Annotated in this window: 15 protein-coding genes; 8 read left to right on the forward strand and 7 right to left on the reverse strand. The window is 64.4% G+C overall.

Annotated elements, in window-relative coordinates; all coding sequences use genetic code 11:
- Nucleotides 1-11: 11 nt before the first annotated feature.
- The 3 genes from IG197_RS18330 to IG197_RS18340 form a co-directional block, all read right to left on the reverse strand.
- Entirely contained in the window at nucleotides 12-1,697 is a 1,686-nt protein-coding gene (locus IG197_RS18330) for a flotillin family protein (protein ID WP_067957128.1), read from the reverse strand.
- Nucleotides 1,698-1,765: 68 nt separating this feature from the next.
- Nucleotides 1,766-2,368, reverse strand: coding sequence for an OB-fold-containig protein (locus IG197_RS18335; RefSeq protein WP_192313986.1), 603 nt, complete (start codon nucleotides 2,366-2,368; stop codon nucleotides 1,766-1,768).
- Nucleotides 2,369-2,371: 3 nt separating this feature from the next.
- A complete protein-coding gene (locus tag IG197_RS18340; protein WP_192313989.1) occupies nucleotides 2,372-3,487 on the reverse strand; it encodes a PspA/IM30 family protein in 1,116 nt (371 codons plus the stop codon).
- Between the two features lie 288 nt (nucleotides 3,488-3,775).
- Between IG197_RS18340 and ybaK the strand changes: the two genes are divergently transcribed.
- On the forward strand, nucleotides 3,776-4,249 hold the full coding sequence (gene ybaK, locus IG197_RS18345) for a Cys-tRNA(Pro) deacylase (protein WP_192313992.1): 474 nt from the start codon (nucleotides 3,776-3,778) through the stop codon (nucleotides 4,247-4,249).
- Nucleotides 4,250-4,332: 83 nt separating this feature from the next.
- Here the strand turns inward: ybaK and IG197_RS18350 are convergent, their stop codons facing one another.
- Together IG197_RS18350 and IG197_RS18355 are read right to left on the reverse strand one after the other, a co-directional pair.
- Nucleotides 4,333-5,985: an alpha/beta-hydrolase family protein gene (locus IG197_RS18350; protein WP_192313995.1), complete on the reverse strand. Its 1,653-nt coding sequence runs from the start codon at nucleotides 5,983-5,985 to the stop codon at nucleotides 4,333-4,335.
- 245 nt (nucleotides 5,986-6,230) lie between these two features.
- A complete protein-coding gene (locus IG197_RS18355; RefSeq protein WP_192313998.1) occupies nucleotides 6,231-8,141 on the reverse strand; it encodes a propionyl-CoA synthetase in 1,911 nt (636 codons plus the stop codon).
- 218 nt (nucleotides 8,142-8,359) lie between these two features.
- Between IG197_RS18355 and IG197_RS18360 the strand changes: the two genes are divergently transcribed.
- Nucleotides 8,360-8,530, forward strand: coding sequence for a hypothetical protein (locus IG197_RS18360; protein ID WP_157097001.1), 171 nt, complete (start codon nucleotides 8,360-8,362; stop codon nucleotides 8,528-8,530).
- Here the strand turns inward: IG197_RS18360 and IG197_RS18365 are convergent.
- Entirely contained in the window at nucleotides 8,527-9,282 is a 756-nt protein-coding gene (locus IG197_RS18365; protein WP_192314001.1) for a sulfite exporter TauE/SafE family protein, read from the reverse strand. The genes IG197_RS18360 and IG197_RS18365 overlap by 4 nt on opposite strands.
- Before the next feature lie 640 nt (nucleotides 9,283-9,922).
- Between IG197_RS18365 and IG197_RS18370 the strand changes: the two genes are divergently transcribed.
- The 3 genes from IG197_RS18370 (at nucleotide 9,923) to IG197_RS18380 (ending at nucleotide 10,902) form a co-directional block, all read left to right on the forward strand.
- Complete coding sequence (locus tag IG197_RS18370; protein WP_192314004.1) at nucleotides 9,923-10,117, forward strand: hypothetical protein; 195 nt, start codon at nucleotides 9,923-9,925, stop codon at nucleotides 10,115-10,117.
- Between the two features lie 70 nt (nucleotides 10,118-10,187).
- Entirely contained in the window at nucleotides 10,188-10,658 is a 471-nt protein-coding gene (locus tag IG197_RS18375; protein ID WP_192314007.1) for a hypothetical protein, read from the forward strand.
- A 67-nt stretch (nucleotides 10,659-10,725) separates the two neighbouring features.
- A complete protein-coding gene (locus IG197_RS18380; protein ID WP_192320032.1) occupies nucleotides 10,726-10,902 on the forward strand; it encodes a hypothetical protein in 177 nt (58 codons plus the stop codon).
- Between the two features lie 24 nt (nucleotides 10,903-10,926).
- On the opposite strand, the gene IG197_RS18385 is transcribed toward IG197_RS18380, so the two are convergent.
- A complete protein-coding gene (locus tag IG197_RS18385) occupies nucleotides 10,927-11,400 on the reverse strand; it encodes a ferritin-like domain-containing protein (RefSeq protein ID WP_192314010.1) in 474 nt (157 codons plus the stop codon).
- Nucleotides 11,401-11,561: 161 nt separating this feature from the next.
- Here IG197_RS18385 and IG197_RS18390 point away from each other — a divergent pair, with 161 nt between their 5' ends.
- The 3 genes from IG197_RS18390 (at nucleotide 11,562) to IG197_RS18400 (ending at nucleotide 12,401) form a co-directional block, all read left to right on the forward strand.
- Nucleotides 11,562-11,756: a hypothetical protein gene (locus IG197_RS18390; RefSeq protein WP_184772537.1), complete on the forward strand. Its 195-nt coding sequence runs from the start codon at nucleotides 11,562-11,564 to the stop codon at nucleotides 11,754-11,756.
- A 99-nt stretch (nucleotides 11,757-11,855) separates the two neighbouring features.
- Entirely contained in the window at nucleotides 11,856-12,032 is a 177-nt protein-coding gene (locus IG197_RS18395; RefSeq protein ID WP_192314012.1) for a hypothetical protein, read from the forward strand.
- Between the two features lie 63 nt (nucleotides 12,033-12,095).
- Nucleotides 12,096-12,401, forward strand: coding sequence for a hypothetical protein (locus IG197_RS18400; RefSeq protein ID WP_192314014.1), 306 nt, complete (start codon nucleotides 12,096-12,098; stop codon nucleotides 12,399-12,401).
- Nucleotides 12,402-12,411 lie beyond the last annotated feature (10 nt).

Consider the following 12,411-nt stretch of genomic DNA (forward strand, 5'->3'; position numbering starts at 1 on the left):
CCTGAGCCAGATCAGCCTTGTGGTGACGCGGTCTCGACGTCTTCGATGTCGTAGGCCTCGACAAGCTCGGGCTCGGCCTCGGCATAGACGGCGGTGGGCGTGACGAGGTCTTTCAGGCTGCCGCCCGCACCATCCATGCCGGCGGCGGCCAGGAGCGCGTCGACAAGCGGCTTGTTGCCGGTGAATCGCAGAAGCTGGTCGGCGAGGTCGCCGGCGCCGGAGCGGTTGGCGCCGTCGCCGCCGGAGCGACCGGCGGAGAAGCCCTGAGTGTCGAACACGCGGATGCTCTCGATGCGGCTGGCCGGCTCCATCAGTGCCTTCAGCGCCTCCGGCAGCATGCTGATGCGAGCCTGCGTCAGCTCGAACTGGATCATCTTGTCGGACAGCGTGTTGGAGGCTTCGTTGCGCGCCCGGATGGTCTGGGCGTGGGCTTCGCCCTCGACCTGGATGCCTTCGGCGCGCACCTTCATCGCCTCGGCACTGGCGCGGGCCTCGACGAGGGTCGCCTCGGCCCGGTCCTCGGCCGCGGCCTTCTCGGCGGTGGCGCTGACGGTGACGGTGATGGCTTCGGATTCGGCCGCTTCCTGTGCCTGCAAGATGGCGATCTGGCGGTTACGGTCGGCGATTTCGCGCTCGCGCGCCGTCTGCACCTTTTCGTGGGCGGCGACGCTGAGCGCCTCGGCCTCGCGGGCCTTGGCCTCGGCGCGCAAGGTCTCCTCGCTCTTCTTGGCAATGGCCACCGCCATGGTCTGGCGGCTCAGCTCGACGTCGCGCTCGGAGTTGATGCGGGCCTCTTCCTTGGCCTTGCTGGCCGCTGCCGAACGCTCGGCGATCTCGCGCTCGCGCTCGATCTGGGCGCTCTGCTCGGCAAGCTTGGCGTCTTCCTCGGCTTTGGCCTTTTCGGCGCGGGTCAGCGCCTCCTTGTTGGCGACGTCGCGCTGCTGGTCGAGGCGGGCCTCTTCCTCCTGGCGCTTGAGCGCGAAGCGCTGCTTGGCGGCGGTCATGTCCTGCTCGGCGATCGCCACTTCGGTCTGGCGGGTGATTTCGTTGCGCTCCTTGCGGCGCTGCTCGGTAATGATGGTGAGCTTGGCCAGGCCGACGGCGTCGAACGCGTTGGTTTCGTTGAAGAACTCCTTCGGCGTCTGGTCGAGGCCGGTGAGGCTGACTGATTCCAGCTCGAGGCCGTTGGAGCGCAAGTCGGTCTCGACAGCGTCCTGCACTGCCTTGACGAAGTCGGAGCGGCTCTCGTGCAACTGGTCGAGCGTGTTGCGGGCCGCCACCGAGCGCAGCGCATCGACCAGCTTCGCTTCGACCAGGTCCTGGATTGCCTTGGGGTCGTTGACCCGGTCACCCAGCGTCTGGGCGGCCAGGCCGATGCCGTCGTCGGTGCCGTCGACGCGGACGTAGAACTCGGCGCGGATGTCGACGCGCATGCGGTCGGCAGTGATGAAGGCGTCCTCGCGGCGGCGATCGACCACCAGCTTGACGGTGTTGAGCTTGACCCGCGCCAGCGCATGGACGACCGGCAGGATGAGCGCGCCGCCGTCCTTGACGACGCGGCGGCCGCCGACGCCGGTGCGGACGAAGGCCTCATCGCGCTCGGCGCGGTGGTAGAGCCGGCCGAAGGTGAAGCCGATGGCGGCGACGATGACCGCTGTTATGGCGGCCCAGATCAGGAATTCCTGGATAGCTTCCAAAGTCCGCTCCTATTGTAATGTGCAGCCGGCGGCTTTGCCGGCCAGGAAAACCAGTCCTTCAGGCGATCTCAGTCGCTGGTGAAGGGGATAACAAGGAAGATGCGGTCGCTGCCGGGTGCCGCCGAAACCACGACGACCTCGGCACCCTTCTGGATGACGCTGCCCTGGTCTGCTGGGCGCGCCTTGATCGTGTGAAGGTCGCCATGTTCGTCGCGCACGCGGATCGCGCCGGGAACGCCGTCATCGAGCGGGCCGAGTGTGACGACACCACGCCGGCCGATCATGTGTTCGCGTGTCACCGCGTAGCTTTCGTCGCGTGGCAGCACCTTGGCGATGCCGTTGCCGACGAGCTTGGTGACGGTGACACTGGCCGGGACGGCAACCACCAGGTAAGCCCAGGCCGGCAGGCCAGGGATCGTGCCGTCGACCAGCATGCCGGTTGCGCCAAAGGTGGTGAGCAGCAGCATGCCGAGGATCGAGAATGGCACGCGACCGAAATTCAGCCAGTCGAACAGCTCGCCGATGCTGGTGCCGTCGATCATGTCGGCCACGGAATCGCCGAGCGATACACTGCCGGCGAAGTAGACGACGATCTGCAACACACCGAGGCAGAGCCCGGCGAGCAGAGGATAGAGATAAAGCGCTGAGGCGGACGTGAAGTCCTGGAGCATCGCTTATTCCTTGTCCTTGATCTGGTCACGCAGGGCGGCGAGCCTGTCGTCGATCCGGCGGTCGCGCCCGAATGCCTCCAGCTCGGCTAGGTCGTCGCTGCGGGACGCGCCTGCGGGCAGTTCGGTCAGGCGGCCGACGGCGCTGAGGGCTGCGGCGATCCTGTCCTCCGGCGACGGATGCCGGATGCCGGCGGGTGTCGGCTGGCCCTGCGCCCGATGCTGGTTGGCGCGGCGTGCGATCTTGACCCGTTCCTCGGCATCGCGGCGCGCGGCGGCGGCGGCATTGAGAGCGGCGCGTGAATCGGCGATGCGGATGTCGACGTCGTCGATCAGCTTGTCGATCGAGGCAACCTGGGCGTTGATGTCGTCCTGCCGGCCAACGCCCGCGCGCGCCAAGTCTTCGCGGCCGGAACGCAGAGCTACCAGAATATTGGCCTCCAGCGCCGTGTGCTCCTCAAGTAGATCGTCGCGCTGCATGGCGTAACGCTTGCGTTCGGCGATGAGGGCGGCCAGACCCGACTTCAGCTCGTCGGCAGCCTTGTCGATCTCGCGGATGGCCTGTTCGGCGACGGCCTCAGGTGCCTTTTGCTCCAGGCTTTCGATCACGGTGGTGACGAGGCCTGCCGCGAGGCGGGAAACCCGGCCGGAAATGGACTCGGTCTGCATGGCGTCGATCTCCTTGTTTTGCATTTCTCGGGAAAGAGGCACGGATAGCGAATAGGTCCCATCCTGTCGGATGAGGTGAGAAAGCGAAATCTTTTCAGGAATGTCGCTGTATCCTGTGACCAGGAAGCCGGCGAGCACGCGGCCGTGGAGGCTGGCCAGCGAGAGGGTGTCGACGCCCTTGAACGACATCAGCTTTTCGTCGAGCGGCAGCCTGTCGGCCGACCACGATCCGGCTGCGTATTCGCGGATACCGTTGGTCACCAGACGGGCCGGCAGACCGGTCTGCAATCTGATCTGCTCGTAAGCGAGGCGCTGCAGCTCGAAGGTATCGGCGCGGTTTGACGGCGTGTGGGCGTCCAAGATGTCGCGAATACCGGCATAGGCGCGAAATGTGTCCGCAAGATCATTGCGGCCGCTTTCATCTAGGATAAGCTTGTAGTTCGCAGACTTCATGCTTGCCTCCCTACTTCAATCACTTAGGAGGTGATTTCGTCATTGTCAAGAAAATCACCAAATCGGTGATTGAGGAATTTTTCGTCGGGCTCCGTCAGGTTGTGCTCGTGGCTCGCCGGCCGTTTCGGCTGGCTGGCGCCCTGTCCGCACTGCCGCGCAAATATGGACTGCGTCCCGGCGTGGCCGGCATCGCCAAGGCCCTGGCCGACCAGATGGTCCATTTCGCCGGGGGCGACCGGGTCGCGCCGGCATCTTGCGAAATGCCGGGACCCTGTTGCACAACAGGGCATGTCGAAGACCACTCCCGCCACGCTCGCCTTGACCAAGTCCGGCATTCCGTTTGCGCTTGCGACCTATGAGTATGACGCCGGGGCGGAGCGTGTCGGGTTGCAGGCGGCGGAGGCGATGGGGGTTTCGCCCGGCATCGTGCTCAAGACCCTGATGGTCGAGGTCGACGGCAGGCCGGCTTGCGTGGTGGTGCCCTCCGACAAGGAGGTCAACATGAAGAAGGTGGCGGCCGCCTTCGGCGGCAAGGCGGCGCAGATGATGAAGCCCGACACTGCCGAGCGACTGACCGGTTACAAGGTCGGTGGAATCAGTCCCTTCGGCCAGCGCAAGCAGGTGCCGACGGCGGTCGAGGAACTCGCGACGCTTGAGGACGAGATCTTCCTGAACGGCGGGCAGAGGGGCCTGCAGATTCGCATGCGGCCCGGTGACCTGATCGCGGCACTGGGCGCCAAGGTCGCCGACCTGATCCGCTGACGTTTCGATCCGGTAAGCTTCTTTCTGCCAAGTCGATGCAAGTCCGGCAGCACCGCTGTTTTCAGGGCTGCACGGGTCAATCGCTACTTCCGCTTGTCGGCAAAATGCTGCTTCAGCCTGGCGATCTCGTCAGGCGACAAGTCCTTGATGTCGGCGACCTGCATCCAGGCGTCGATATAGTGCTCGGCGGCGTAGACGTGGCCATAGCCCATCGGCGCGGTGGTCGCCATGGCGAGGTCGAGCGTCAGCTGCAGGAAGGTGACGACGGGGTACCAGCGCAACTCGGGCGAGACGTCGGGGCCGCGTGGCGTCTTCATCCAGTCCGGCTCGCTGTAGAGCGCGTGGGTTTCATAGAAGGTGATCGGGTCGGAGGCGTATTGCAGGTAGACCAGGCGCAGTGGACCCCATTGAGCGCCCGGAATGTCGAGCGCGTTCTTCTGTGCGGTGAAGCGGACATAGGAGCCGTCACGGAATTCGGGTAGCCACTCCGGCGAGCCGGGATTGCGGTCGTCGGTGATCGAGTGCCAGATTCGGCTGGCGAAGGGCGGGCCGCTGAGCAGCGCGCCTTGATAGGGATCTCCGAGGACCTCGAACAGCTCGTTGGACAGCTCGGTGCTGAGCGCACCAAGGCTGAGGCCGAAGAGATAGAGTTTCGGGCGCGTATCCCTGGGCAAGGTGTGCCAGTAGCCATAGATTTCGCTGAACAGCGCGCGCGACTGCTCGGCGCCGTAGCCGGGCTCGACCAGGAGCGACAGCCAACTGGCAAGATAGGAGTATTGGGCGGAGACGCTGGCGACGTCGCCATTGTGCAGGAACTCGATCGGGTCGATCGCCTGCTCGTCGACCCAGCCGGTGCCGGTGGGCGTGACGATGACGAGCGTCGAACGCTCGAAGCCGCCGGCGCGCTTCAACTCCTCCAACGCAAGTTTGGCGCGTTGCTGCGGCGTGTCGCCCGACTGCAGGCCGACATAGACGCGGATGGGTTCCTTGGCCGGTTTGCCGGTGAGTTGGCCGATGTCGGCGGCAGTGGGGCCGGAGGCGATGTAGGAGCGCCCCATGCGGCCGAGATCCTGCCAGCGCACTAGCGACGCGGCGCTGCCGGTCTTGCCAGGCTCGGCGGGCTGGCGGGTTTCGGCTGGCATCAATTCATCGAGGCGCTGGAACGAGCTGTCCATCACACGCAGGCCGTAACGGAAGATGATGCCATCGGCGGCCGACCAGAACAGGAATACGGCAATCGTGGTGCCGATGACGTAGGAGACGCGCGTCGGCACGAAGCGGCGCAGCTTTTCCGAGACGAAGACAAGGGTCCGCTTGAACAGACGGCCGAACGCCACGAGCACGACGAAGGTGATCAGCGCGATGGCGCCAACCTCAAGCGGATGGGCGGTGTCGACCGGGGCAAGCTGCATCAGCCGGCGGATCGAGTTCTGCCATTCCGACGCCTGCCACAGGAAAGCGAGACCGACGATGCCGCAGGCGATGGCGGCGATCAGCTTGCCGGCGATCAGGATGTGGGCGCGGAGTTCGGGCAGCTCGAGATAACGCCAGAGCCAGCGCAGGAAGAAGCCGCAGCCATAACCGACGGCAGCGGAAAGGCCCGACAGCACACCTTGGGTCAGGTAGTTGCGCGGGATCAGCGTGGGCGTCAGTGACGCTGCGAAAAACAGCGTGCCGAGCAGCAGGCCGGTGGTCGAGAACGAAAACCAGTAGCGGACGGCCCAGTTGCGCAGCATGCCTATGCCCCCAATCCTATCAGGCCAACTTGCCGCGTGCCTTGTGCTCAGGCAATGGCACAGCGTCCAAATCTGAGGGAAAGGCAAAGCCTTAGCTGGGAGCGAGCGCATCCATATTGCGGTCCGCTGGCATCTTCACGTTTCAGACGCAGTTGAAACTGCAGCCTTTCGGGATCTTGGCGTCGCCCACTCAAATCCTCATGGTGAGCCTGTCGAACCATGAGGATTTGGTGCCGTGAGGGCCGTCAGGCCACGCCGATGCCGCGCGCCTTCAGCGCCTCCGTGATCTCGTCGAGGATGACGGGGTCGTCGATGGTGGCGGGCATCTTCCAGTCCTCGCGGTCGGCAATCTTCTGCATCGTGCCGCGCAGGATCTTGCCGGAGCGCGTCTTGGGCAGCCGCTTGATGGTGACCACCATCTTGAAGGCGGCGACGGGACCGATGCGGTCGCGGACGAGGCCAACGACCTCCTTCTCGATCGCTGCCGTGTCGCGGGAAACGCCCGAGTTGAGCACGATGAAGCCGCAAGGGATCTGACCCTTCATGGCGTCGGCGATGCCGATGACGGCGCATTCGGCGACATCTGGGTGTTCGGCCACGACCTCCTCCATGCCGCCGGTCGACAGGCGGTGGCCGGCGACGTTGATGATGTCGTCGGTGCGGGCCATGATGAACAGATAGCCCTCGTCGTCGATGTAGCCGGCGTCGGCGGTCTTGTAGTAGCCGGGGAACTCGGCGAGGTAGGCGTTGAAGAAGCGCTCGTCGGCATGCCACAGCGTCGGCAGGCAGCCGGGCGGCAAAGGCAGCTTGACCACGACATTGCCGAGCGTGCCGCGCCCGACCTCATGGCCGGCATCATCGAGTACGCGCACGTCGTAGCCAGGCATCGGCACGCAGGGCGAGCCGTATTTGACCGGCAGCAGACCGAGCCCGACCGGGTTCTGGCTGATCGGGTGGCCGGTCTCGGTCTGCCACCAATGATCGATGACCGGGACCTTCAGCTTGTTCTCCGCCCATTTGATGGTTTCTGGGTCGGCGCGCTCGCCGGCGAGGAACAGGGTGCGGAATTTCGTAAGGTCGTATTGCGGCACGAAGAGGCCTTGCGGGTCTTCCTTCTTGATGGCGCGGAAGGCAGTGGGAGCGGTGAACAGGGCAACGACCCCGTGTTCCGAAATGACACGCCAGAATGTGCCAGCATCGGGCGTGCCGACCGGCTTGCCCTCGAACAGGATGGTGGTGGCGCCGTGTAGCAGCGGGCCATAGACGATGTAGGAGTGGCCGACGACCCAGCCGACATCGGAGGCTGCCCAGAAGACTTCGCCCGGCCTGACGCCGAACTCGTTTTCCATCGACCATTTGAGCGCGACCATGTGGCCGCCATTGTCGCGCACCACGCCCTTGGGCTGGCCTGTCGTGCCCGAGGTGTAGAGCACATAGAGCGGATCGGTGGCGGCAACGGGGACACATTCGACCGTGCGGCCGGCAGCCTTGGCGGCACCGACCGTTGCGGCATAATCGAGGTCGCGGCCGGCGACGAGATCGCAGGCCAGCTGCGGCCGCTGCAGGATGAGGCAGTGTTCCGGCTTGTGGCTGGCGAGCTCGATGGCACCGTCGAGCAACGGTTTGTAGGCGATGACGCGGCCAGGTTCGATGCCGCAAGAGGCGGAGATGATCAGCCTCGGCGTGGCGTCATCGATGCGGGTGGCGAGCTCTTTGGCGGCAAAGCCGCCGAACACCACCGAATGTATGGCGCCGAGCCGGGCGCAGGCGAGCATGGCGAAGGCAGCTTCTGCGACCATCGGCATGTAGATGATGACGCGGTCGCCTTTTTGCACGCCCTGGTCCTGCAGCACGCTGGCGAGCGCATTCACTTCGGCGAGCAGTCCGGCGTAGGTGAATTTCTGCTGCGTGCCGGTGATCGGGCTGTCGTGGATGAGGGCCACCTGTTCGGCGCGGCCGTCCTGCACATGGCGGTCGAGCGCGTTGTAGCAGGTGTTGCATTCGGCCCCTGCGAACCACTGGCCATAAACGCCGCCCTCGGCGTCGAAGACCTTGTCCCAGGGCTTGAACCAGTCGATCGCCCGCGCAGCCTCGGCCCAGAACCCCTCGGGATCGTGGGCCCAACCGTCATAGACCTCGTGATAGCGAGATGGCATGGCGTTTCCTTCCCAGGACAGTGGCCCTTGAGGCCGTCATTGTTGGCTTAGTTTGTACCCGCCGGCTCGACCGGGCGTCCATTTGACCTTGGTTTAAGAGGCTGTCCGCAAATGCCGTTTTCGACGCGTTTTGGTGCACTGCCGCTGTTCTCAAATCGTAGTGCTTGCTGCCGCACTGTAGCAGATCGGCTCATCGCCTTTGACAGGCACGCGCGAAGTTGATCAAAGACGGCATGTCCAAGGCGCTGTCGCTCCTCATCCTAGCCATCATGGCGATCCAGCTGGTCAAGCCGCTCGGCCTGCCCGGCCTGAGGCGGCGCCGCGATTTCTGGAAGCTCGCGGTGCTGGCGCTGGCGGCGATTTCTGCGACCGCGCTGCTGGGGCACTAGAAAGCCGGCGCCAGGCCCTGCCACGAAATATGCGCGCCGAGCAGGGCCAGGCCGGCAAAGAACCAGCGCCTGAAGGTTTCAGCCGCGATGCGGCCGCGCAGCCAGCCGCCGAGCCACATGCCGGCAAGCGCCGGCAGGATCGCGAAGGCCGACATGCCGACCTGATGGAGCGGAACCGCATCGTTGGCCCACAGGCCGATACCGAGCGCGACGGTCGAGACGGTGAAGGACAGCCCCAGCGCCTGCACCAGATCGTCGCGGCCAAGGCCGATCCCGCCGAGATAGGGCACGGCCGGGATGACGAAGACGCCGGTGGCGCCGGTCATGATGCCGGTGAGCGCACCGACAACAGGGCCGGCCCAAGGTTCGGCGACCGGCGGCACCGACATGTTCAGCTTGAGCAGGCCGAGCGCTGCATAGGCGAGCAGCACAAGCCCGAGGCCCGCGGTGACGATTGATGTGTAGCCGCTGGTGATCAGCCCGGTGAAGGCGAGCGTTGCCGCGAACACGGCTGTCATCATCGGCCACAGACGCCGCACGAGTGCTGCGACATCGGGGCCGGCGAGCAACTGCCAGATGTTGGTGACGAAGGAGGGCAAGAGCAGGATGGCGGCGGCTTCCGCCGGCAGCATGACGAGGCCGAGCAGCCCCATGGCGACTGTCGGCAGGCCAAGCCCAACCACGCCCTTGACCAGCCCGGCAAGGACGAAGACGGCGCCGACGACGATGATGAGCAGGTAGGGCTCAGGCATGGCCGTGACCATGCAATGGCGCCTGACATGCAGGCAAGTGCCCCCCACAGTTATGGGGGGTTCGCCGGGGCAAAACCCCATCCCAACCCCGGCGAACCTTACCTGACCGCAAGGGTCAGGCTCCGGCCATCGCCGGCAGCTCATATCAAGCAGGATGCGTGCCAGCTGTTTCTGTGCCGGATTGGGACAAGGCGCCGGGCTGTCGCCCTACAAGTTGACGACGTAAGATCATGGCGATCGGCTGATGGTCCGTCATGAAGGGCGAGGGGATGACAATGACCGATGGCGATGTCCTGGCTCTCGGAACCTGGCTCTATGACGGCCATGTTCCGACTGCGGTGAAGATCCTTCGCCAGCCCTATATACGTGGCTCGGGCGACCATGAGAATCCCCCCTGCCATCCGGGACGGAAGCGAGACGCCCTGCTTCGTTGCCTGGTGGGGGTCGCCCGGCGATCCCGGCGGTTTTCGCTCCGCTTCTGGCCAACATGAACACTGGCGGAGGCGATGTCAGCGGCAGAGGCGCTGGTTCCTGGTATCTCGTGGCAATTGCTGCCCGCGCTCTGATTGCAGGGTGGCAAGACGATGACGGGTGACGACGATTTGCGCCGAAGGCTGGATCGCTCGGCGGCCGCCTCGATGTGCTGAAGACATTGGAGGCGCAACGTCGGGCACGCCTTTCGGATAAGCCAGTTGTCGAGCGTCCGACGACGCAATGGGTCGACCCGGCTTATCACACGCGTGCCAGCCTCACGCCGCGGGAGCGGGCCGCCGGCCTGATCATCTTCATCTTCATCGTCATCGTCGTCCTGCTGCAATGGCTCTGGCCGAAATGAGCTGAGTTCCTGTAAGACGCAGCAGCCGCGTTTCGTGGTATCTTGATACGTCCAGCGTCGGGAGCGGGGGATGAATTCCCAAGGTGTTGCCAAGGGGCCGTTCGGGCCGACGACCGCTGCGGCAATCGTTCTTTCGCTGATGATCTGCACGCTTGTCGCCTATTTCGTAATGGCTGCTTTGACCATTGCTGTCGGGTGGTTGGCGATGCTCGGCGATCTGATCGCGGGCATGCTCCAGCAGTCGCGCTACATCAGGATTTTTGCCGCGACGATTGGCGCTGCCGCGGGCGGATTTTCCGGTGTCTGGGTGGCGCGGGTGGTCTGCGACTTCGCATTCACCGCCTATCTGCCGCGCGCGGTGTTTTACGCCATGGCCGTACTCGCCGCGGCCGGCCTTGCCAAGTTGTGGCAGGCCGGATCGCTGGCCGAGGGCGCGGTGATACTGGCCCAGTTCGTTGCGACCGTCATCGCTGCCTTCATCTGGTTCTGGCCCGAACGTTCACCTGTTGCCATTGGCAATGGGGTCGTCGGCTCCGACTGATCGGGCGCGACCCGGTGCGTCGCCAGGCCGCGCCATCAGTGAAAGTTGTCGGGCCGAGCAACTGGACTTGCCGGTTGCGGGCCGCTACCTGTGGCTGATGAAGCAGAACAATCTCTACCTCATCATCGGCGTACTCGTCGCCGCCGTCATCGCGCTCGGCATCTATGCCTATCGCGAAGAGACAAAGCCCAAGGGCGTCGAGCTGCGCATCGACGAAACAGGCATTTCGGTCCAGGAAAAGTAATCGCCGCCATCAGGTGGTGGCTGGCTACTTCTTGTTGACGCCGGCGACCGCGAGATTGGTCAGCTTGCTGTTGGCTGCCTTTTCCTCGTCCAGGATCTCGCTCAGCAACTTGTGCGCCTCATCGTGGCCGAGAACCTTGGCCCATTCCCTGAGCGAACCGTAGCGGGCGATCTCGTAGTGCTCGACGGCCTGGGCCGCAGCCAGCAGGCCGGCATTAAGCGCCGTTCCCGAGGTCTCCTCGATCAGACCTGCGCTTTCCTTCAGCAGGCCCTCGATGGCGTCGCACTTTTCGCCTTCGGGCTTGAGGCCGACTGATGAAAACACCTTCTTCAGGATCTGGACGTGACCCTTGGTCTCCTCCAGATGGTCGTCGAATGCCTGCTTGAGTTTGCTGTCGGTGACCGCCTTGGACACACCAGGCAGTGCCTTGGCGATGGCATTTTCGGCGTAATAGATGTCGTGCAAGGTGTGTTCGAACAGTTCGGCAAGGGTCTTCATGATCTCTTTCCTCTGCGTTTGTGTGGGGGAGTAAGCGATGGGCGCGACAATGGTTCCTGCCGTCCATGCCAACGGACCAAAGCGCGTGGGCCGAGATGGCGCGGCTGTTCCACAGTGAAGATCGCCGTTGCTGCGGCCCCGGCATGATGGAATGATGGGCCATGGCGAGATTGACGAACACGGCCCCGAACCGGGTGTTGGCTGTCGACACGATGGTGGTGAACGAAGAGCCGTTGCTGGCGTTGCTCAACCTTGAGACCGATGACGGGGCCGTCGAGCTGGCGATCAATCGGACGATGGCCGAGCTGCTCGTCGATCAACTCTTGACCCTGCTCGGATACGACGAGGAAGAGTAACCGCGCGCCCTAGCGCCGATTTGCCGTTTTCAGCTGTTGCAATGGAACACTCTGCCGCATCGGGGGTTGTCTCATGGCGAGACAACGGTGGAGCCCGCAATGTATGAGCTTTTGCAAAATCTGCTGGTCACCGCCTGGTACGGTCAGCCGGCCGGCGACGCCGACGACGTGGCGCAGGACGATGTGACAGCCGACGGCGCCGGCGAGCGCCTGCATCGCGATCTCGACGCCTGTTTCCAGGTGATCCACGAGCAGATTTCCGGGCGCAAGCAATGAGCGCTCGTGCCGCCACGGCTGCCCCCTGAAGCAAGCCGGCGTCTCCTGAAAGGAGCAACCACCGTGAATGTCGCCAACCTGCAACTCGAAGGCCTGCTGATGGCCATCGCCACCATCAATCACATCCTCGTCCGCAAGGGCGTGCTGTCGGCCGAAGAGATCGACATCGCCTTGCGCAAGGCCGAGGCGAGCGAGACATCGGGAGAGCGCTCCGACGAGCTGTCGTCGTCCCACCGCGATGCCATCAACTTCCCGATCCGGCTGCTGCAGCTGGCCAACCAGTGCCAGCCGGAAGCCGACATCCCGTCGTTTTCGACACTGGCCCGGATGGTTGGCCAGATGAAGGAACCCTACAACGACCAGATGTGAGCCCTGCCTC

It is taken from the genome of Aminobacter sp. SR38 (assembly GCF_014843375.1).
Lineage (GTDB): Bacteria > Pseudomonadota > Alphaproteobacteria > Rhizobiales > Rhizobiaceae > Aminobacter > Aminobacter ciceronei.